This window comes from Halalkalibacter alkalisediminis (assembly GCF_028610705.1).
In the GTDB taxonomy this organism is placed as follows: Bacteria; Bacillota; Bacilli; order Bacillales; family Bacillaceae_D; genus Halalkalibacter; species Halalkalibacter alkalisediminis.
This window is the reverse complement of record NZ_JAQQWT010000027.1, coordinates 1-21,654: the sequence shown is the minus strand read 5'-3', so window position 1 is coordinate 21,654 and position 21,654 is coordinate 1. Positions and strand designations below refer to the sequence as shown.

Genomic DNA, 21,654 nt, shown 5'->3' with positions numbered 1-21,654 from the left:
TAGAATTTGTATGAATTGTATGAATAAAGGATAAAATTTTACTTTATGTTAAAATATGTATATTGGTGAACGTTATCGCTTATAGAGTTAAAAATTAGAAAGAATGATTTAATTGAATAAACTGAGGAGTGGTGTGTTTGAGCAAATTTCTAGCAATCCTTTTTTTGTTTTTTTTATTAGTAGGATGTTCTACAGAGGAAGAAAAAGTAATTGAGAGGTTAAAGCCAGAGGAAGAGAATAGGTTTAGTGTAAGAGTTTTTGTTGATAAAACCCCGTCAGAAGAATATCAACGAAGTATTCTAGATATCTTTGACGAGCAATCTCTTTGGGGAGAAAAAATTACCTCCCATGGGTTTACAATTATAGATGAAGAGTCGACTCATAGTGATGATTATATAAAAATTTTCGACTTGAAAAAATTCCCTGGAATCATCGTTTTTAATCACGATGGTGTTGCATTTCGAACGTATGAAGTTGAAGAGTTAAGAGTATTTTTTTTGAATCAATAAACAGTCTGAGTGCTAAAGTTTAGGGGACTCAAATTTAATTGTAAGTAGTCAAAATGTTAATGTTTAATAATAAAAAGAGAGTTACTAGGAGGAACAGGTGAATTATTTTAAAATATTATTTAAGGATATGTTCTTTGATTTAGTCTCAATGGGGAGAGGTTTTATATACGGTTTTGTGATGGTGGGATTGTTGGTTTTCATCGTTACTTTTTTGATTTATTTATTTTTAACTGCCAGAACCTTTTTTCTTTAGTTATGTTCTGATGCTCGGAAAAACTCAAGAAACGGAGATCCCTAAATGTATAGGGATCTCCGTTTTTTAAGTCATAAAATTAGTGAAAGAATACGGTAAATGTTAGGACCATTAATGTTAAGATTCCTGGATTTTTAAGTTGAGTGTTTGACATGTCGATTACCTCCTGAAATGTTCATCTCATTATGTTAATTTCATCTTAACAAGCAAATAAAAAGATGTAAGCATTTTGGTTAGATAATGTAACATGAAAGATGCATTTTAAATATAGGTTTTAAAAATGGTCATTTCATTTCATTTCGTTTATTTAGGTGTTTAGAAAAATAAGTGCCACATCTTTTCTTTCTTACAGCTATTGGATTGCTCCTAATTTGAAATCAGTAATTATGATTGTAATAATCAGGGAACTGCCCCGACCCTTGTCCATAGGAGTACCCATGATGCGAGTGGGAGTCATGAGGATTATGCTTCACATGAGTTTTGGTTTGGGATTGAACTGGATGAGATTGATGTTGAACGTAATGATTGTGCCATTGATACTCATGTCCGTGGTTGTAAACGGGCTGATATCCAAAGTGTCCATACCCGTTTCCTAGATATCCAGATTGGTGCCAAAAGTGCCCTTGCCTTTGATGAAAATTGTGTCCGAAATCTACGGGTGAGAATCGACCGATTCCTTGAAGTGGAGCTGGAAACATATGATCACCTTTTCTTAAGAGATAAGATATCCTATTGAACAAGATTTAGATTAGAGCTTATCCTTATCAAAATTAGGCTTTTGAGGAGTAGTTAAGATAAACTCAATACGTCCAATAATCAATTAAATTGCTTGACTAGCATTGTAGAAGAACGTAAGGAATTTACTTCCCCCCTCATTTGCCTAAAAACACTTAAGCCTCCATTTAGGACATCCTTTAACCTATTAAAGTATGGTAGTCATGTATTGGGGGCAGGCACCGTTTTCCGTTTTAATAAAGATGAATGTTTCCTTCTGTAACAGAATATGATCAATTTGGAAACAGAAAACAGGAAAATACGTAGGAAGGGGTTAACGGTATGCCAGTAGCAAGCGAACGTGGAACTGTTCAATGTCCTATAGAAACGATGTGGGAGTTCATTAAAGACATGGGAAATTGGGCTCCGTGTATGCCAGGTTTTGTAACATTTGAGGAAATAGATGAAAATGTATCAGTTTGGGCTCTTAAGGGCGATATGGGAATCTTTAAGCGGAAGATGAATTTTACCGTAACGGTAACCGAGAGAGTGATGCCTGAACGTGTTGCTTTCACATTAGAAGCAAAGAAGGAGGGCATTAAAGGGTATGGCTCTTACAAGGCGGTTGCTAAAGGTCCGAACACGACCGATGTAGAATTTAACCTGGATATGACTGGTACAGGGTTACCTGCGAAAATGGTAAACGCCCTATTATCAAAAACACTCCCTCGTGATTGCGAAGAATTAAAAGACAATCTGATCGAAGTGTTAGAAAAAGAAGGTCAGTCAATCGATGTTAGATAAGAGTAATATGAGTACAGTATTAACAAGATTTGTTGTATTAGTTCGTTAAGGTGATAGTGTGTAGCAATGAAATCCTCTGTATCGTAGTGATGTAGAATTAGGTGCATAAAAGAACAAAGTGACGCTTTAAAAATAAACTTGACGCAAATCTTTCAAATGCGCCGCATAAAAATAAATCTGACTAATAATTTCTGGATCTGACGAATAGGATGTGAATTTTGACGCATAAATTTATTATGTGACGCATTTTTTTGGAAATCAAAATTTTAAGCGAAAAAAGTGAAGTCAAAAGTAGGTTATATCAACATAAAATACTGTCACGAAAAAAATGGAATAATAATATACCTGTTTTACTCCTCAAAGCACTTTTGAGGGTTTTTATGAAATTTGAAGTTCTCTTTTTCAACAGAGTTTTTATTCTTTATCATGAGTCTTTTATCAATCTAAAATAACGCTCCTCTCTGTGAATTTTTGGGAGGAGCCTTTTCAATTAAACTTAGTCCTATTTACCCAAACCTCTATATAGTTATCCAAAGATGCTTTCTCTGTTTGAGGAAAAATTAACATCACTCCATTATATTTAGGCTTGTTCACATTGTAACGTACTTCCCTCTTTCAACGTTACATATGTAAAGCAACAAGAACTCACAACAAGAAGAGGGTGTATAGAAGTGGATAACATAAAAAAGATTGGATTGAAATTGATGACTTTGTCGTTAGGGCTACTAATCATGCTCGGATTTACTAACGGGGTTGGTGCAGCAACATATGAAGTGAAAACGGGAGATACCTTATACCAGATCGCTCAAGACAATAAGATGACTGTAGATGAATTAAAACAAATGAATCAGTTAACGAGCAACATGATTTTCCCGGGACAAAAAATAAAGGTGAAAGATGCTGTCACGTATGAAGTCCAAAAAGGCGATACGCTCTATAGTATCTCAAAGAACTTTAAGATCACCGTCCAAGAGCTTAAAGAAATGAACCAACTTTCGAGTACCATCATCTTTCCTGGACAAAAGCTTCAGGTGAGAGATGTAGTTTTTGAGACGTATGAAGTCCAAAAGGGTGATACGCTATATAGCATATCAACTCATTATAAGATCACTGTTGAAAAACTAAAACAAATGAACGATCTTACAAGTAATACGATTTTTCCTGGTCAAATACTTCAAGTGAAGATCGCAGTGATCGAAACGTATGAAGTCGAAAAAGGGGATACACTCTTTAGCATTTCGAGAGAGTATAAATTGTCGGTAGATGAGTTAAAACAACAGAATCATTTGAAGACGAATGTTATCTTCCCGGGGCAAAAGCTTACGGTTAAACGAAACCTATAGTTGGAACAAACAACGTCTAAGCCTTCGCCAAACAAAAAAAGGTGTCTCATTAGGTTCCTGGAACCATTGGGACACCTTTTTTACTTTTCTCCTGGTACTATTAATCCATCTTAAAACTCGAAACAGCCCCTTGTAAATCCTCTGACATGTCTGAAAGGGAATGGGCTGCATGGATAACCTCTTCCATCGAGGCCAGTTGTTCCTCGACCGAGGCTGCGACTGTTTGAGTGTAACCTGCTGAGGATTCAGCAATTTTAGTTGTCTCAACAATCGCTAAGCTCATGTTTTCTGTCCCTTGGGATACTTGATGAGTAAGGGTTGTAACGTGTTCAATTTGTTGGGTGACGCGTCGGACAGAAGAAGCGATTTCAGCAAAAGTCTCACCGGCTGCGCCAACTAACGTAATTCCTTCGATTACAGTAAGTCGTCCACTATCCATTGAATGAACAGACTGTTGGATATCGGTTTGAATAAGTATGACTAATATTGAAAAGGCCAAAGACATTTGGTGATGAAATTCTTTTATCAAACAAGTAAGAGAACACCGGATTATATCCACTGTTCTCTTACTTGTTAATTACTTATTATTTTCTTCTATTAAAGCTTAAACGAACTTTTCAACGAAACGATGAGATTGAACACAAGGTTGTCTGTTGTCGTATCTTTTGGATCGACATTAAAGTAACCGTGTCTAAAAAATTGGAATTTCTCTTGAGAGGCAACCTCTTTCATATTTGGCTCGACAAAGCCTTTTAAAGCTTGAAGAGAGTTAGGGTTTACATGATCAAGGAACGTTTTTTCTACTTCCGGCTCTGTTTCTGTTTCCGCTGATTCTTCTAACTCTTCTGGTTCTTCATTTAAAAGGAGTGGCTCATACAAACGGAACTCAGCTGGCACCGCTTGAGTAGCCTCGACCCAGTGTAGTGTTCCTTTTACTTTACGGCCCGTAAAGCCTGATCCACTTTTCGTTTCTGGATCGTACGTACAATGGATTTCAACGACGTTTCCATCTTCATCTTTGATGACGTCCTCACATTTAATGAAGTAAGCATGCTTTAGACGAACTTCGTTGCCTGGGAATAGACGGAAGTATTTCTTTGGTGGATCTTCCATGAAATCCTCTTGCTCAATGTAAAGCTCTCTTGAGAAGGGAATTTGTCTTGTTCCCATTTCTGGATTTTCCGGGTTGACTTCCGCGTCTAGCATTTCCACTTGTCCTTCTGGATAGTTAGTAATGACGACTTTTAACGGACGAAGAATTCCCATTGTTCGAGGAGCTTTCATTTTTAAATCTTCACGTACAAAGAAGTCCAACATTTGAGAATCAACCGTACCTGAACCTTTTGATACACCAGTTTCGCGCACAAACGCACGAATGGCTTCTGGTGTATAACCTCTTCTTCGTAAACCTGAAATGGTTGGCATACGTGGGTCGTCCCAACCATCAACCAATCCTTCATCAACGAGTTGTTTTAACTTTCGTTTACTCATGACGGCATTCGTAATGTTTAAACGACCGAACTCGATTTGTTGTGGGGTACTCGTCATTTCACATTCTTCTACGATCCAGTTGTAAAGCGGACGTTGATCCTCAAACTCAGTCGTACAGATTGAATGAGTGACATCTTCAATCGCATCCTCTAACGGATGAGCAAAGGCGTACATTGGGTAAATGCACCAATTGTCTCCCGTGTTATGGTGAGTAGCATGAGAGATACGGTAAATAACTGGATCGCGCAAGTTAATATTGGGAGAACTCATATCAATTTTGGCACGTAGCACCTTTTCCCCGTTGCCAAATTCACCTTTACGCATGCGCTCGAATAATTCTAAGTTTTCCTCAATCGTACGTTCGCGATAGGGGCTATCTTTACCAGGCTCCGTTAATGTCCCGCGGTACGCACGGATTTCATCTGGTGACAAATCATCAACGTAGGCCTTTCCTTTATTAATTAAAAGGACGGCTCTTTCGTACATTTCTTGGAAATAATCAGATGCAAAAAACAGCCCATCCCAATCATAGCCGAGCCATTGTACATCTTCTTTAATCGCATGAACGTACTCTGAATCTTCTTTTAAAGGATTGGTGTCATCAAAGCGTAGGTTCGTTTTACCTTTAAATTCATCTGCTAAATCAAAGTTAATGACGATCGATTTTGCATGTCCAATATGTAAGTATCCATTAGGTTCAGGCGGGAAACGAGTGATAACATGGTTTCGCTTGCCGGACTCTAGATCTTCTTTTATGATATTTCGAATAAAATTCGAAGAGTTATGTTCCAAGTTGATCAACCTTTCTTCATATGTATTGTGCATTATATTTCCATAATACACTATTTACTAGTAAATAGTGTATCACAAGTCGATGAGTGATAAAATGTTCGTTGACATGCGCCGACTCTAAGTGTGCGCTTACTTGCTCATCTTCCAACTAGCGATATACTCGGTATTCTCATTTTTAAGATCGAGGACAGGATCTTCAACCATCCAACATCCTTCAATTTCAAGCTCACGACAAGCCAAGTCAAACTGACACATAGCAATCCCCATATCTAAAAGCTGCATTTTATAGCCCAATTTCGAACTATAATTGGGTGTATGTTCAATGTAGAAATGACAAACTTGTCGGTCTGTGGATAGGACAAGTCTCCATGGTTGTTTATTCGAGGCAGATGGACCTAACCTCACCATTTCAATCGGAGTTTCTAGACCATCAACGTTCTCCTTTACTAACGGTACAGCAAAACTAGCATCGAAAAAAAGGCGATCCCACGGTTTTTTATTATCGGCTCTTACGACAAAACGTAACGCCTTATCAAACACCCGTTGCTTATCTTTCGGATATCCGAGTGGAGTCACACAAGGAATAAATTCTAAGTCACGTAACTGAATTTCTTTTTCAAATGAATTCCGTGAAAACGTACCACCCATCCAACACGTTCCTAAACCTAACTGAGTCATAAATAAAATAAGGCGATGAAAAATAAAAGCATACTCAACTAGGGCATACTTTTCATTTTTGGCTGCTCCTACTAAATAAGCTTGTGGATTTTTTATGAATCCATACGTTCCAAGCTTCATCCCTTTGTCCGTCACATTGCGATGAAGGAGGATAAAATCCATTCGGCCTCTTCCTCCGAATGGGCCTATTAAATGTTCTTCCTTACTTATGTAATTAGATATTTGCTTCACATCCGCTTCTGATAAACTCTGTTGTTCATACGTTCGAATGGACTGGCGGCGACGCATTGTTTCAATAGCTGATAGTGTGAAATTCATTAGATTCCCCTTTATATGAGCCTGATCGATCGAAGAGAGTAACGATGAAAGTAGTTACAGTTCTTGTACTTCAACGATTTCATTTTCTACCTATACGATTGATTTGAGTCGTGTGCTGAATTTCTTCATCTTTAAGAATAAGACGGAAGTTCTTTTTTGTTGGTAGGGGTTAGAAAATTTTTGAAGCCTTCTCCTTTAGTCTGAACGACTCCATGTAGTTCAAGCCCATCTTGATCTTCACGTTGATGACTATATGAGCGGAAATTATTTTTTCTTCCTTGATTTCGACTTTACATGGTCAGTAGGCTAAAGAGTGGATGCGAAATTGGCTTAGAAAACCAACACCTAGGCTTTCACGTAGTGAGAGATTTTGATGTATGGCATGAATGATGTGTTCGTATACTTTTCGGTCATCGTAAACAAAACTAATCAATGCGACGTAGTCAAAGTGATCGAAATTCTCTTCCTTCACAACTCCAATCATAGTTTTCCCTTTATTTGTAATTGTTAGCATAAAAGTCCCCATAAGGATGAGAGAGAAAAAAATCTTCCCTGGTAGATAGCCTTTAATTTTACCTTAGTGACATTGAAAAATAAAGGGATTTACATGTAGCTTGCTTTAGGGGGAGTAGTAAGAATGGTGGTCATTTGCGAAGTTTGTAAATGTAATGCAATAATAGCGATTAACGGCTTTGAAGAGGTGAACGGTGTGAATGCCATTTTATCTGACTTATTTCTAGTAGTATTTGGTATGATTCTTGGAGTAATTGTTAGTGATCCCTTAAAAAAATATTTACAGGCAAATACAAGGAAGAGGCGCGTCAGAAAAAACGTGTCCAACTTTTGCTATATATCCGGGAAAACAAGTCAAAGAGTGTCCCGACAACAGAAGAACTAGCCGGGAAGATCTTTGCGGGAAAATTGGATGTAACAATGGTAGGAGACCTTTTAAAAGAAAATGAAGAAATAGGATTGATTAAGGGGAATATCTAGTAAAAATCAGGATGATAGGAAAAAAGTGGATATATGTTAAGAAGCAATAGAGAGAGGCTGATTCACAACGTGTTGCACGGTGGGAAGCGGTTTTTTCATTTTAATTGACTAAGAGACAGCCGTTTTTGGGACATGTGGCAATATATGACTTTTGGTGACGCATAACTACCTCGATTTGATGCATAAAGTTCTTCATAACGCATAAATGCCCAATCTGACGCATATTTTCTCCTCGCGTCGCAAAACGTCTTCGATTTGACGTATATATATCTTGAGGCTTCATTCCCAACTGTTGAAAAGAGGTAGAAAGAGAAAGAATTGTAATAATTTCATGATTAAAATTATGAGGCACAATTGAAAATCTGCTTTTTGGCAATATTAAGCTATTTTTCTTCGATGTGATCCATGAATTTGCAAGAAATCACTCGTTATTGCTAGTACCTCACCCTATTTCAATTTCTTCGTTCTAAGATGGAAGGGGCATCATATATTGAAGCAAAAGGTTAGTGGTCAGGCGTCTAAGTTATGGACATCCCTTATAGAGGATAACTTTTTATTAGTAGTAGAGTTCAAGATTTCCTTTTTGTAAGGCTAAAAAAGAGCTTTCTCTCGAAGTCTCTTAACTTTAGCTAAATTCAACATCTGTTCTAAGCGCCACCAAAGAGGACCACCGGTAACAGAATAAAAGTCTTTACTAAAAAAGGGAGGCATAACATTATGGGTCTAGATCCTCAAGCGAAGTTTCTATTAGAGCAAATGGCAGCGGCTGGTGCACCGCCCATGCACGAACTTACACCAGAGGAAGCGAGGGCATCAGCGAATTTTACCGCTTTGGCAGGCGCACCTGAAGAAGTAGGTAAGGTAGAGAACCGAACGATTCCAGGACCTGGCGGGGAAATACCGGTTCGCATTTATACGCCAGAAGGCCAAGGGCCGTTTGGGGCATTGGTTTATTACCACGGAGGTGGTTGGGTCATTGGCGACCTTGAGGGGGTAGATGTACCTTGCCGTCTTCTTGCGAATCGCTCGAATTGTGTAGTCGTTTCCGTCGATTATAGATTGGCGCCTGAGCATAAATTCCCTGCAGCTATCGATGATGCGTATGCAGCTAGTAAATGGGTAGTGGAAAATGCTTCTTCGATTCAAGTTGACGCCGAGCGGGTTGCTGTTGGTGGCGACAGTGCGGGCGGGAATCTCGCAGCTGTCGTGTCTTTAATGGCCCGAGATAAAAACGAATTCCAGGTAGCCTTCCAAATGCTGATTTATCCGGTGACTCATCATTCGTTTGAGACCACATCACATAGCGAAAATGCGGAGGGCTACTTATTAACGAAGGATAGTATGGAATGGTTCTGGAAGCATTATTTACGTACCGAAGAGGAAGGTAAAAATCCTTATGTATCCCCTCTCCTTGCTGAAGACCTAAGCGGACTACCGCCAGCATTAGTAGTGACGGCTGGTTTTGATCCATTGAGAGATGAAGGAGAAGCCTATGCACAACGCTTAAAAGAAGCAGGGGTTGCAGTTGAAGCAACACGGTATGATGACATGATCCACGGATTTTTCTGGATGCCAGGTGTTTTAGAGCAGGGGAAACAATGTATAGAACTGGCAGCCGCTGCTTTAAAACGAGCATTGGATAAGTAGTGTAGAAATATATGGTCTTGTCAAATAAAGACTCCGGTATGGTGCTTCCTCGAATCTGCTTAAAGGGACTGTTTCAGTGCCCTTTTGTGGTCGCACTGGAGTCTTTTGAATGATCCCGCAGTTTCGTTTACAGTAGGTGCCTATTATGTCCCTTCAGGCTGAACACTTGATCCTAGCTCTCTAACTCCGAGTCAAACTCCCTATACGTACATATTTTTGACGATATTAAGGACATTACTAGCATTTAAAAGAGATAAGAGTGTATGTAAATGGATTTTAAATGGTAAGATAGATGTTAGAAAAGTTTCTAACATGAAGGAGAATGGATCGTTTGAGAAAAAATGAATCAAAAACGGAATTACCAGCAAATTTTAATGAGTTGAAGAAGTCGATTAATAGAACATCTAATTGGAGAGAGCGTTTAGATGCAATAGAAGATTTAGGTCAATATAAAAGCCGAGAAACGATTGAATTATTAAAGTACAGGTTGACAGGAGATCCTGTTTACAAGGTTCAGGAAGCTGCGTATCGTAAACTGATTGCTTTAGGTGAACAAGTAACGAAGCCTGAACGGAAAAACGGGGAGCTAATTAAAGATACAAAGAAAATTCTCCTTAGGTTAAAGAAGAGCCTCCCTGCAAATCATTCATATGAAGATTTCAAAGAGAAAGTGAAAAAAGTGAGATTGGATCTATATGATGTGTACGAAGGTGAAAAAGGCACTGACTTTGATAAATGGTTGAAGGAAAAATGGGACACATTACTAACTAGATAATTCACAGGTTGTTCTTAAATTCCGCTAGAAAGCACTTTCATCAAAATAAAGTGATTTTCATGGTTGAAGATTGTAAGAAAAGTTGGTAAAATAAAAATAATTTAAAAGACTATGTGTAACTGGCGAAACGCGGATCACCGCGAGGGAGCACATAGTGTCGTAGCCGTTCGCCTGGGCAGAGGTAAGGGATCTTGATCCCTTACCTCTTTCTGCATATGTGGAGGGGGTATCCTATACTACTAATCACTAGGGCAACTGCAGGATTTCATGACATTTTGAGAGTTTTGTTTTAGAAAATAAAAAAAGATAAAAAACAGAAAGTGGGAGAAATGATATGAGCACAACAACAACTTTAGAAAAAGTAAATACAATCAAAACGTTAAATAATATAGCAGAAAGCGGATTAAATGTATTCAAGGGTAATTATTCTCTTGATAATGACAATGAAAATCCGGATGCTTTTGTTCTTCGTAGTTTTAACATGCACTCAATGGAATTTGGTAGTAATTTAAAAGCAATCGCACGAGCTGGTGCGGGTGTTAATAATATTCCGGTCGATAAGTGTACAGAGCAAGGAATCGTTGTTTTTAATACACCAGGTGCTAATGCGAACGCTGTAAAGGAACTTGTTTTAACGACATTAATGGCTTCTTCTCGTAACTTGTTTGCTGGTGTAGCTTGGACCAAAACGTTAAATGGTGAAGGGGAACAAGTTCCAAAGTTAGTAGAAGCAGGGAAGAAGCAATTTGTCGGAAAAGAAATAAAAGGGAAAACGCTTGGTGTTATTGGTTTAGGTGCAATCGGTGCTCTAGTTGCAAATGATGCCCTTCAATTAGGAATGGATGTTATTGCGTTTGACCCGTTCATCTCCGTTGATACAGCTTGGAATTTGTCTCGTAATGTACAGCGTGCGATGACAATTGAAGAGTTATTCGCGAGCGCGGATTTCATTACGGTACACGTTCCATTCACAAAGGACACAGGTGGTATGTTTAACGAAGCTACATTTAGCATCATGAAGCCTGGCGTTCATATTTTGAATTTCTCACGTGGTGAGCTTGTAAATGAAAAGGATATGGCCGCTGCACTTGAAGGCGGGTTGGTTGGTAAGTATATTACAGACTTCCCGAATGAAAATGTATTAAACATGAAGAATGTCGTTCCTATTCCTCATTTAGGTGCTTCAACACAAGAATCAGAGGAAAACTGTGCGGTTATGGCTGCTCGTCAAGTAAAGGAATTTTTAGAAACAGGAAACATCAAAAACTCAGTCAATTTTCCAAATGCATCTCTTCCTTATACAGGTAGACGTCGTGTGGCTGCGTTCCACAAAAACGTTCCGAACATGGTTGGACAGATTACAACAGCGATTTCAGACTTCCATTTAAACATCGCGGACATGGTGAACAGAAGCCGTGGGGAATATGCATATACGATGATCGATATTGAAAATGATGTAAACGGCGATATTATTCCTAACTTAGAAGAGAAAATGAGTCAAATTGAGGGTATGGTTGCGACTCGTATTATTTAATATCAAACGTACGTGTTGTGTAGAAGAAAACAAAGAAAAATAAAATTGTTCGAAGCTGTCTCATTAGGGGAAATACCCCCTTTTAGAGGTAGCTTCTTTTTTAGCTGAAATGGTAAAAAATACGTTTTAATGTTAAACCATTTAGTTTTGTGCTTTTCAAACGTAGCCATAATTTCGAATGAACAATCGATTGCATTTTGTTTCGTTACTAAAGTAAAATGAATATGGAATTGGTTTCATGTTTTATATTGACAGTGGAGTGATTACTAGTGGCTAACATATCAGATGTTGCAAAATTATCAGGATTATCGAAAACGACTGTTTCTCGAGTTATAAATAATCATCCGTATGTTTCGGACAAGAAAAGAGAATTAGTATTAAAGGCAATGAAAGAGCTTGGTTATACGCCAAATCCTTCCGCAAGAAGATTAAGAGGACAGCTGACGACAACAATAGGTGTCATAGTACCTAAAATTGTGAATCCTTTTTTTGCGTCTCTAGTGAATTCGATTGAACTTGCTGCCTATAAAAAGGGACACCAAGTGTTGATTAGCCAAAGTAATGAAGATAAAGAAAAAGAATTAGCGTTTTTAAATTTATTAAAAACAAAGCAAGTAGATGGGATTATTATGACTTCAATTGAGAATGATTGGGAAATGATCGAAGCGTATAGCAAGTACGGATCTATTTTGTTATGTAATGATTACGTTGATCAAGAAGTTGTTCCGATGATCCGTTTAGATCAAACAAAAGGGGCATACTTAGGTGCTAAGCATTTGATTGAAAGGGGTCATCAAAAAATTGCTTACTGCACAGGTGGTTTATTTGATGAGCATGGGAAAGGGAAAGATCGTAATCAAGGATTTCAGAAAGCGTTAAGTGAAGTAGGAATGAAGATCAATCCAAAATGGATTTTTGTAGATCAGCACACGGTTGAAGATGGTAAACAGGTGATGAAGCAAATTTTAGAGATGGATGATCGTCCAACTGCTATTTTTACAGGAAGTGATGAAGTGGCGGGGGGAATTATTATCGAAGCAAAAGAACAGCACTTAACTATCCCAAATGACTTGGCAATCATTGGGTTTGATGATCAGCCAATTGCAGAAATAGTAGATCCTAAACTAACGACTATTCGTCAACCTGTTGACCAGATGGGGGAGAAATCAATAGAAGTGATGATTGAGATGCTTGAAAATCGCGAAATGAAAATAAAAAACTACGAGCTACCAATCGAATTAATTATTCGCCAATCGACATAGTATACACCATGGCTAATTCCTCGGAAAATGGGGGACAAAGTGAAACTCTCAACACAGTTTCACTTTGTTGTTGAAATCACTATCTAGCCTTTCTTTGAATTAAATAGAAATTTGAGCATTGGAAATCAGCTAGGAAAGCGTTGACAGAACTCGAAAACAAAAATATAATAGAAACAGAAATCGTCTCCATAACCATAATAACTAAATGGTTATTTTTTTGGTTCAGTGCGGAACCGATACCACATTGATTTTTTGTGTTATCGTTCGTAGATCATTTGCATAATTGTTATTATACCTTTTGAAATTCAGAAAAATTGTACTCTATATTTTTTTGAGGTAATGTGGAACCGATACCACAATAAGGCAGAAGACGTAGAATATTTTAAATCTAATACAACTAATGGAGGGAACAACATGGAGAAGAAGTGGTGGCAAAAAGAAGTTATTTATCAAATATATCCTAAAAGTTTTTATGATTCGAATAACGATGGAATAGGTGATATAAAAGGGATTACACAAAAACTAGATTACTTACAGTCTTTGGGGATTACAATGGTGTGGATATGTCCGATTTACCAATCTCCAATGGCCGATAATGGATATGATATCTCAGATTATTATCAATTAAATCCTGAGTTTGGAAAAATGAAAGATCTAGATGAGTTAATTGATCAAGCCAAAGAAAAAGGAATTAAGGTTGTACTTGATCTAGTCATCAATCATACATCAGATGAACATATTTGGTTTCAAGATTTATTAGAAAATCCAGAAACTAGTAAATATAGAGACTATTACATTTTGAAATCTGGCAAAGATGGTCAACCTCCTACTAACTGGCGCTCTGTTTTCGGAGGTAGTGTGTGGGAACCTTTGAAAAATACGGATCAGTACTATTTCCATTCATTTGATGTTAAACAACCGGACTTAAATTGGGAAAACAAGCAAGTTCGTGAAGAATTATATCAAATGGTGAATTTCTGGTTAGATAAAGGTATTGCTGGATTTCGAGTGGATGCAATAACGTTTATAAAAAAAGACCAAAACTATGGTGATTTGCCTGCTGATGGAGTAGATGGACTTGTAAAATGTACAAAGAAAGCTCGTAATCAACCAGGTATTGAAACATTCTTACATGAATTAAAAGACAAAACATTTTCTAAGTATGATTGTGTGACGATTGGGGAAGCTCCTGGGGTACCTTATGATCAATATGGTGATTACATTGGGGACAATGGTTATTTTTCAATGATTTTTGATTTTAGGTATGCAGACCTTGATGTAGCTTCTGGTAGTGAGTGGTTTAGAAGAATAGATTGGAACGTACTAGATTTAAAGAAATTAATCTTCACTAGTCAGAGGGAAATCCAAAAAGCGGGTTGGGGAGCAAACTTTTTAGAAAATCATGATCAGAATCGCTCAATAAGCAAGTATATCAAACAGGAAGAGGATCGACATTTCCATTCTGCGACCATGCTAGGAGCTATGTTTTTCTTTCTTAGGGGAACGCCTTTTATCTATCAAGGGCAAGAAATTGGAATGACTAACTTTGAACGCAAAAGAATTGAAGAATTCGACGATATTTCGAGTATTGATCAGTACTACCGTTCTATGAAGGAAGGCTTTAGTGCAGAAGAAGCATTGCACTTTATTAATTTACGAAGCCGTGATAATTCTAGAACACCATTTCATTGGAATGCTAAAGAATATGGTGGTTTCTCAGAAGTTAAGCCATGGTTAGGGATGAATGAGAATTATAAAACGATCAATGCGGAACAACAAGAACAAGATCCACATTCAATCTTACAATTTTATAAAGAAATCATTCAAGTAAGACAAAAGAGTGAGGCGTGTGACTGCTTAACATATGGAGAGATTGAACCGATCCTTGAAGATCATCCGACGATTGTGGCGTATAAGCGTATATGGAATCAAGAAGAGGTTGTTTGCTATTACAATTTTTCATCTGAGAGTCAACCAGTTGAATTAGAACTTACTAAGTATGATGTATTATTAGACAATTACAAAGAAGAAACAGTTCCATCACTTAAGCAAAAATGTTCGTTAAAGCCATACCAAGCATTAGTACTCTTAAAGAAAGAAGCGAGCCATCATGAATGAAAATAAATACGAACGTATAGGGAAAGAAATTATCGATGTCATTGGCGAGGATAATATAGAATCGTATGTTCATTGTGCAACAAGGTTGCGATTCTCCGTTAAAGATCGCGAGAAGATTGATGACGAGTCTATTGAAAAAATTGATGAAGTGAAAGGTGTATTTTACAATGCGGGTCAATATCAGGTCATTTTAGGTACTGGTACAGTCAATAAAGTCTATGCCGCTTTAAGGGGGGGGCAACCGGATCGGGAGGATGAGCAAGCGAAAAAGGAATCACCATCTAGAAATAAGGAAAAGGGAATTAGAAAGGCTGTCCGAACGCTAGCTGATATCTTTATTCCTATTATCCCAATCATTGCTGCAACAGGTTTATTCCTTGGCTTAAAGGGTGTTATGTTCAGTGAGGCGTTCTTAAGCTTAGTTGGCATGAGCATTGATGATATTCCTGAATATTTGCAGACACTTATTTCTGTTCTGACAGACACGGCTTTTGCGTTTTTACCAGCTTTAATTTGTTGGTCTGCCTTTAGGAATTTTGGCGGTATGCCTATTATTGGTTTTGTACTTGGATTAATGCTTGTATCTCCTGCATTGCCTAATGCGTATGCGGTAGCAGATATCAATAGTGGAGTAGATCCTATTATAGCTTTCGGTTTCATACCGGTTGTTGGTTATCAAGGTAGTGTGTTAACTGCTCTTGTGATGGGAATTCTTGGAGCAAAATTAGAGAAGAAGTTACGGGCTATCATGCCAAATGCATTAGATTTAATTTTTACTCCATTCTTTGTTTTATTATCTATGATGATTACAGGTTTACTCATTTTAGGACCTTTATTGCATTTTGTTGAAATGGGATTAGTAACGGTTGTTACGCAATTGATTGATATTCCTCTTGGTATTGGGGGGCTGTTGATTGGCTTTATCTATCCGTTAGCAGTTATGACGGGGATGCATCATTTATTTATCATGATCGAAACAACGTTGCTTGCAAATACAGGGTTTAACCCGCTGATTACTTTATGTGCGATGTACGGATTTGCGAATGCAGGTACTTGTTTGGGGATTACGGTAAAAGCGAAAAAAAGTACGGTAAAGGTTACAGGAGCGAGTGCAACGGCTACACAATTACTGGGTGTTAGTGAACCGGCTTTGTTTGGTGTCGTGATGAGGTATAGCATGAAACCTCTTTATGTTATGATTGCTTGCTCAGCTGCTGGAGGTGCGATTCTATCCTTATTAAACATCCAAGCAAATTCATATGGTTTGGCTGTAGTTCTCTCTCCTTTAATGTACATTTATGATTGGAATCAGTTGCTTGCTTATCTGGTGGTTTCCGTCATAACATTTGCAGCTGCATTTATGATCACCTACTTATTTGCCGTACCAAAAGAAGTAATGGTAGAGGATCAAGATCGAAAAGTAAACAATGTGAGTTCAATGTAATTGAAGCGTTATGAGGATGAAGTACCTGTCACTTGTCAGAAAAGCAAAGTGACAGGTGTTTTTTTGTGCGAGTTTGTAAAGGGTGTATAAGAAATTAGTTGATGAGGGTTTTATTAAGATGAAATTACAAGAAATTTTATATGATTCAAGGGGTAGGTCAGATATTTATTATTCGTAGATACAAGGTGTTGTTTAATCACATTTGTTTTATGGATTGACGTAAGTCCTTTTGAACAAACCTAGTAGTCCTCTTGAAATGATTTTCACAACGAATACAAGGTAAAACGAGTAAATCCATTTCCAATTCCCTTTAAATTGTAGGGCTTTTGTTTTTCTTTCAAGTGTGACCTCATAAAGGGCCTGAGGGATAGCAAAAAGAATTAATTTGCCTAGGACATCTTGGAGTTTGGAGTTATAAGTCGATTGACAATACCAAATGGATAGGTAAGGGCAGACCAAGAAGTCATAAATAACATTTATTTTGAACACCTTAGGTAAAAACCTAATTGGGTACTTTACTTGCTTCGTTTCAACTAAAATTTTGTCAAAGATATAATGGGTAAAACATTTTAGCGAATACAAAGGTAACCAACTCTTTACCGATGGTTTTTTAAATAAAGTAACGGTAGATAGTAGACCGAAAAAAATACCGAATTTAATAATGAAACGTTCGAGTTGCATCAATTTCTCCTCCTTTTCTCAAAGTATTATCAACTAGGGAGGAGAAATAAAAAAATAAAAAGATTTTATACGAATCACTCGGTTTTATTTCTTCCTTCATTTCATTATTTATGTGATGTTACATCTTTTATTTACGATTAATACCTTTCCTCGCTCTTACAGGGATTAAAAGAGATACGGAGGTTACCTAGCTCTATAAAAGCATTTTTTTAGTCAAAGCTGACATAATATGCTAAAGTATCTCCAAGTAATCTAAATAACAGATAAAAAATTAGGATGGTGTGAATGATGGAAATTAAACAACTAACAAGTATGGAAGACATGACTGAATTTGTAAAGCAACCAGGGAAACACTTGCTTTTTAAGCATAGTACGACTTGCCCAATTAGTGCGAAAGCACATGAAGAATTTCAAGCGTTTGTTGAGGAGTCGAACACGTCTGCTGCGATTGTATTAGTTATTGAAGATCGACCTGTATCGAATCAAATTGCGGAAGAGCTTGGAATAAAGCATGAATCACCACAAATTTTCTTGATTGAAGATGGGAACGTTCTTTGGAATACATCTCACTGGAAAATTACAAAAAACGCGTTAAAGGAAGCTGTCGGTGAATGAGTAAACAAGTGATTGTCTATTCAACAGATGGCTGTGTAGAGTGCACGTATGTGAAACAAATGTTAACGGATGAAGGTGTTTCATTTGAGGTAAGAGATGTGATGGCAAGTAAAGAATACCAAAAAGAAGTAGAGAAATTTGGATTCATGGGTGTCCCTGTTACCGTTGTTGGGGACCAAGCTGTTAAAGGGTTTACACCCGAACTGAAAGAGCTAATTGACAACGCTAAAAAGTAAAGATAAAGAAGACTTCCAAGGTGTATGGTGACCGAGGGAGTCTTCTTCTTCTATTTAAGACCTAACAAAAAGGATTCATATTTTTTAGAGAAAGAGTTCACTCTGATTCAAATGAACTAAATGTCCTGCATTTTGAATTTCGACATACTGAACATGCGGAATGATTTCAAGTAAAACATACGTGCAACTTCGATATAAAAAGTCATATTCTCCGCTTAACCAAAAAATAGGTTTTTGGAATTTAGTTAAAACCGATTTCAAATCGTACTGAAGGCGGATCTCTAGAGATTGTTTGATAATCGAGGGGTGCATGAGTAACCCATATTTCAAGAAAATCTCTTTTGATTTAGCATTAAAAGGGTTTGGCATGTCTTTCGTATTGGGCTTAACTCTGTCAGCCTAAGTCGTGAGCCAAGCTGAATAATCATCTATCGGTTCATTTAGCGAGAGTATAAATTGATCGAACAAAAAAGATGGATTGTTGTAATGACCGCCAATGTTACAAATGCTCAGTACCTTATCAGGATATCTTTCTTCAAACGCGTGGGCAATATAACAACCAAAGCTTAATGCGCAAATGTTAGCTCGATCTATGTTTTCGGTTTCAAATACTTCAAAAAGTTGTGCTACTAACTGGTTAAGTGTAAATGAAACACTCGACCCTAAACCAGAACCGTGCCCTAAATAATCATAGGAGATCGTTTGGAGTTTGAGCTTAGATGGTTGGCTTCAACTTTAAACACGTGTTGATTGCCTACTAAACCATGTAAAAAGACGATTGAAAGATGCCGACGTCCTAGCGCCTATGATAATAAAAGCTCTTGAAGAACAAAACACTAGTGCTCATCGCCTAAAATTGTTTGAAGAGTTAAGAAAAGTAGAGATTGAAAATCAGCAAAACATGCAGAAAAAAAAAGAACATTCATTTGCGAAACTAATTGCTTAGAAGAAGCGAGTCTGACACGTTGTCGAATTCGACAACGTGTCAGGCTTATTTTTATGAGGATAAAGTAGTGGGAACATCTATATAATGGCAACCGGTGAGGTGCTGAAAAGATGGGAGTTACATTCATCAAAATCTCAGTTGTTTATTTTGTAATAGGTGTTTTACTTGGCTATTATATGTCGGTTGCTCATGGTTCTAATCTTACAGGGGTCCATGCACATATCAACTTGTTAGGTTGGACTTCGATGACTTTGGCTGGTATTATTTACACAATGTTCCTAAGGAAGAGTCTAGTCTTCTAGGTAAGGTTCATTTTTGGCTCCTAACATCGGTTTACCGTTGATGATGGTTGATCTGTTTTTCTTTCTGCAAGGAAATCCATCACTTGAATTCTTTATTCCAATTGGAGCTACTCTTCTAATCATATCTGTCCTGTCATCTTGTTTACCATTAATGTGCTTAAAATTGTAAAGCGAGAAGATGCTCAACATTTATTCCAGAAGTAAGGTAGGAATTTGGGTGTAAGTCTTTTGGGGCTTACGCCTTTTCTCTGTTTTACAAGAAGATGTTTCGTTAAAGCGCAATGGGAAGTTTGTATGTAAAAAGAGTTAAAGGGCGCGATCATCAAGCAGAAAGAGTATAATAAAAAACACAGAAGTAGACAATAAAAAGGGTTGTCTATGTTGATTTGAAACCAGTTGGAATCGTTTGTAAAAGAAGTGATTGTATACAAAGACAAAAGATAAAAGGAGACATAATGACAAAGGAACAAGAAACAGAAACCGGATGGAATTTAGACAACAGTTATGCCCGTCTGCCGCAACCATTTTTTACGAAAATCAACTTAAACCCTGTACGCGCACCGAAGTTGATTATTCTTAATAAACCGCTGGCGACATCACTAGGGATGAACGTACAAGCTCTACAGCGGGAAGAGAATGTAGCCGTATTCGGTGGTAATCAGGCTCCTGAAGGCGCTTTTCCTCTTGCTCAAGCTTATGCGGGGCATCAATTTGGGCATTTTAACATGTTAGGGGACGGTCGGGCTTTGTTACTTGGTGAGCAGATTACTCCCCAAGGTGAGCGGATGGATATTCAGCTCAAGGGTTCAGGTCGAACGCCATACTCGCGCGGTGGCGATGGACGAGCGGGGCTTGGTCCCATGCTACGTGAATATATCATTAGTGAAGCGATGCATGGACTTGGTATTCCGACTACCCGCAGTCTAGCCGTGGTAACAACGGGTGAATTAGTTATCCGTGAAACTGACCAGCCTGGCGCCATTCTAACACGCGTGGCCACTAGTCATTTACGTGTCGGCACCTTTCAATTTGCTTCCAAATGGGGCAACGAAGAGGATCTTCAGGCGCTAGTTGACTACACATTACAACGTCATTTTCCAGAAGTTGCTGATGTAGAAAACCGTTATTTGGTCCTTCTTCAGGAAGTGATCAAGCGTCAGGCCGAGCTTATTGCCAAATGGCAACTCATTGGCTTTATTCACGGGGTGATGAACACCGACAACATGGCGATTGGTGGAGAAACGATTGATTACGGTCCGTGCGCCTTCATGGACGCTTATGACCCTGCAACCGTATTCAGTTCGATTGACACTCAAGGCCGTTATGCCTATGGCAATCAGCCGTATATGGCCGGATGGAATCTAGCGCGATTCGCTGAGACGCTAGTGCCACTGTTGCATGAAAACCAGGAGGAGGGTGTCAAACTGGCTCAGGATGAGATTTCGAATTTTTCAAAGTTGTATCATTCCAATTGGCTCAAGGGAATGAGAGCGAAACTAGGAATAAGGAACGAAGAAAAAGAGGACGAATCCTTGATTGAAGACCTTCTTAGCATGATGCAGAAACACAGTGCTGACTATACGAATACGTTCCGTGCCTTAACGTTTGATAAGCTAGAGGGTTCAGTGCTATTTGAAACGGAAGAATTTACTATGTGGCATAAGCTATGGCAAGCGAGACTAGGAAGGCAGCAGGAATCAAAGGACTCCTCATTACAATTGATGAGAAATAACAATCCTGCAATTATTCCTCGCAACCATCGGGTAGAAGAGGCACTCGAAGCTGCCGTGAAACAACAAAACTTTAGCGTGATGGAACGGCTTCTACATGTGCTTGCAAATCCATACGCGCACTCGCTCGAACAGGCTGATTACGCTACACTGCCTGAGAAAGTAAACTGTGATTATCGAACTTTTTGCGGAACATAATACATGAGGATGAAAAGCTGTTAACGGTCGTCGTTAGCAGCTTTTTTAGTATTCAAAAAAATGCACGCCTTACTAAAACCAACCAAGATCCCCAATTCATAACGTTGAACGAGAGATTCCTCCTTTTGTCACGCTTGTACAAATGAATGAGTTTCGCTGCAACTTCCGGCTTAGACTGGATGGCTGCCATACGTCGTTTGAACCCTGAAGTTCTTTTATCAATCGATGAATCCATCTCACAAAAACGGTTCGTTTTTTTCGCGGAGCTTAG

Annotated in this window: 21 protein-coding genes, 1 pseudogene and 1 riboswitch; of the genes and pseudogenes, 14 read left to right on the top strand and 8 right to left on the bottom strand. The window is 38.1% G+C overall.

The genetic code is table 11. The features are described from left to right. The first annotated feature begins 137 nt into the window (after positions 1 to 137). Positions 138 to 509: a hypothetical protein gene (locus PQ474_RS20980; RefSeq protein WP_273847499.1), complete on the top strand. Its 372-nt coding sequence runs from the start codon at positions 138 to 140 to the stop codon at positions 507 to 509. Positions 510 to 1,139: 630 nt separating this feature from the next. On the opposite strand, the gene PQ474_RS20975 is transcribed toward PQ474_RS20980, so the two are convergent. Beyond that, positions 1,140 to 1,460, bottom strand: a complete 321-nt coding sequence (locus PQ474_RS20975; RefSeq protein ID WP_273847498.1) for a hypothetical protein — start codon at positions 1,458 to 1,460, stop codon at positions 1,140 to 1,142. Between the two features lie 358 nt (positions 1,461 to 1,818). Between PQ474_RS20975 and PQ474_RS20970 the strand changes: the two genes are divergently transcribed. Beyond that, positions 1,819 to 2,280 carry an SRPBCC family protein gene (locus PQ474_RS20970; protein ID WP_273847496.1) on the top strand — a complete coding sequence of 154 codons (462 nt, stop codon included), beginning with the start codon at positions 1,819 to 1,821 and terminating at the stop codon, positions 2,278 to 2,280. A 671-nt stretch (positions 2,281 to 2,951) separates the two neighbouring features. After that, a complete protein-coding gene (locus PQ474_RS20965; protein WP_273847494.1) occupies positions 2,952 to 3,623 on the top strand; it encodes a LysM peptidoglycan-binding domain-containing protein in 672 nt (223 codons plus the stop codon). Positions 3,624 to 3,723: 100 nt separating this feature from the next. Here the strand turns inward: PQ474_RS20965 and PQ474_RS20960 are convergent, their stop codons facing one another. The 4 genes from PQ474_RS20960 to PQ474_RS20945 form a co-directional block, all read right to left on the bottom strand. Then, complete coding sequence (locus tag PQ474_RS20960; RefSeq protein ID WP_273847492.1) at positions 3,724 to 4,152, bottom strand: methyl-accepting chemotaxis protein; 429 nt, start codon at positions 4,150 to 4,152, stop codon at positions 3,724 to 3,726. A gap of 68 nt (positions 4,153 to 4,220) precedes the next feature. Continuing rightward, positions 4,221 to 5,939, bottom strand: a complete 1,719-nt coding sequence (locus tag PQ474_RS20955) for a glutamine--tRNA ligase/YqeY domain fusion protein (RefSeq protein WP_273847490.1) — start codon at positions 5,937 to 5,939, stop codon at positions 4,221 to 4,223. Between the two features lie 96 nt (positions 5,940 to 6,035). Next, positions 6,036 to 6,902, bottom strand: coding sequence for a nitroreductase family protein (locus PQ474_RS20950; RefSeq protein ID WP_273847489.1), 867 nt, complete (start codon positions 6,900 to 6,902; stop codon positions 6,036 to 6,038). A 298-nt stretch (positions 6,903 to 7,200) separates the two neighbouring features. Then, complete coding sequence (locus PQ474_RS20945; protein ID WP_273847487.1) at positions 7,201 to 7,416, bottom strand: hypothetical protein; 216 nt, start codon at positions 7,414 to 7,416, stop codon at positions 7,201 to 7,203. Between the two features lie 329 nt (positions 7,417 to 7,745). Here PQ474_RS20945 and PQ474_RS20940 point away from each other — a divergent pair, with 329 nt between their 5' ends. The 7 genes from PQ474_RS20940 (at position 7,746) to PQ474_RS20910 (ending at position 16,675) form a co-directional block, all read left to right on the top strand. After that, complete coding sequence (locus PQ474_RS20940; RefSeq protein ID WP_273847485.1) at positions 7,746 to 7,895, top strand: hypothetical protein; 150 nt, start codon at positions 7,746 to 7,748, stop codon at positions 7,893 to 7,895. A gap of 717 nt (positions 7,896 to 8,612) precedes the next feature. Further along, complete coding sequence (locus PQ474_RS20935) at positions 8,613 to 9,542, top strand: alpha/beta hydrolase (protein ID WP_273847484.1); 930 nt, start codon at positions 8,613 to 8,615, stop codon at positions 9,540 to 9,542. A 322-nt stretch (positions 9,543 to 9,864) separates the two neighbouring features. Next, positions 9,865 to 10,317: a HEAT repeat domain-containing protein gene (locus tag PQ474_RS20930; protein WP_390187748.1), complete on the top strand. Its 453-nt coding sequence runs from the start codon at positions 9,865 to 9,867 to the stop codon at positions 10,315 to 10,317. 105 nt (positions 10,318 to 10,422) lie between these two features. Continuing rightward, positions 10,423 to 10,501, top strand: a riboswitch (ZMP/ZTP riboswitch). Positions 10,502 to 10,651: 150 nt separating this feature from the next. Further along, positions 10,652 to 11,851 (top strand): phosphoglycerate dehydrogenase, encoded by a 1,200-nt coding sequence (locus PQ474_RS20925; RefSeq protein WP_273847482.1) that lies wholly within the window; start codon positions 10,652 to 10,654, stop codon positions 11,849 to 11,851. A 269-nt stretch (positions 11,852 to 12,120) separates the two neighbouring features. Further along, complete coding sequence (locus PQ474_RS20920; RefSeq protein ID WP_273847481.1) at positions 12,121 to 13,113, top strand: LacI family DNA-binding transcriptional regulator; 993 nt, start codon at positions 12,121 to 12,123, stop codon at positions 13,111 to 13,113. Positions 13,114 to 13,527: 414 nt separating this feature from the next. After that, positions 13,528 to 15,231 carry a glycoside hydrolase family 13 protein gene (locus tag PQ474_RS20915; protein ID WP_273847479.1) on the top strand — a complete coding sequence of 568 codons (1,704 nt, stop codon included), beginning with the start codon at positions 13,528 to 13,530 and terminating at the stop codon, positions 15,229 to 15,231. Next, complete coding sequence (locus PQ474_RS20910) at positions 15,224 to 16,675, top strand: PTS transporter subunit EIIC (protein ID WP_273847477.1); 1,452 nt, start codon at positions 15,224 to 15,226, stop codon at positions 16,673 to 16,675. Before PQ474_RS20915 ends, PQ474_RS20910 begins: the two co-directional genes overlap by 8 nt. A 207-nt stretch (positions 16,676 to 16,882) precedes the next feature. Here the strand turns inward: PQ474_RS20910 and PQ474_RS20905 are convergent, their stop codons facing one another. Then, positions 16,883 to 17,356 carry a CBO0543 family protein gene (locus tag PQ474_RS20905; protein WP_273847476.1) on the bottom strand — a complete coding sequence of 158 codons (474 nt, stop codon included), beginning with the start codon at positions 17,354 to 17,356 and terminating at the stop codon, positions 16,883 to 16,885. Positions 17,357 to 17,644: 288 nt separating this feature from the next. On the opposite strand from PQ474_RS20905, the gene ytxJ reads away from it, so the two are divergent. Both ytxJ and PQ474_RS20895 read left to right on the top strand, forming a co-directional pair. Then, a complete protein-coding gene (gene ytxJ / locus PQ474_RS20900) occupies positions 17,645 to 17,971 on the top strand; it encodes a bacillithiol system redox-active protein YtxJ (protein ID WP_273847540.1) in 327 nt (108 codons plus the stop codon). Then, positions 17,968 to 18,207, top strand: coding sequence for a glutaredoxin family protein (locus tag PQ474_RS20895; RefSeq protein ID WP_273847474.1), 240 nt, complete (start codon positions 17,968 to 17,970; stop codon positions 18,205 to 18,207). The genes ytxJ and PQ474_RS20895 overlap by 4 nt, the downstream gene beginning before the upstream one ends. A gap of 84 nt (positions 18,208 to 18,291) precedes the next feature. Here PQ474_RS20895 and PQ474_RS20890 read toward each other — a convergent pair whose 3' ends face one another. After that, positions 18,292 to 18,537 (bottom strand): alpha/beta fold hydrolase, encoded by a 246-nt coding sequence (locus tag PQ474_RS20890; protein ID WP_273847472.1) that lies wholly within the window; start codon positions 18,535 to 18,537, stop codon positions 18,292 to 18,294. A gap of 726 nt (positions 18,538 to 19,263) precedes the next feature. Here PQ474_RS20890 and PQ474_RS26665 point away from each other — a divergent pair. Next, positions 19,264 to 19,455, top strand: a complete 192-nt coding sequence (locus PQ474_RS26665) for a hypothetical protein (RefSeq protein WP_390187751.1) — start codon at positions 19,264 to 19,266, stop codon at positions 19,453 to 19,455. A 455-nt stretch (positions 19,456 to 19,910) separates the two neighbouring features. Then, positions 19,911 to 21,383, top strand: a complete 1,473-nt coding sequence (locus PQ474_RS20880; protein WP_273847470.1) for a protein adenylyltransferase SelO — start codon at positions 19,911 to 19,913, stop codon at positions 21,381 to 21,383. A gap of 52 nt (positions 21,384 to 21,435) precedes the next feature. Here the strand turns inward: PQ474_RS20880 and PQ474_RS20875 are convergent. Continuing rightward, positions 21,436 to 21,654, bottom strand: a pseudogene (locus PQ474_RS20875) (hypothetical protein); the annotation flags it as partial.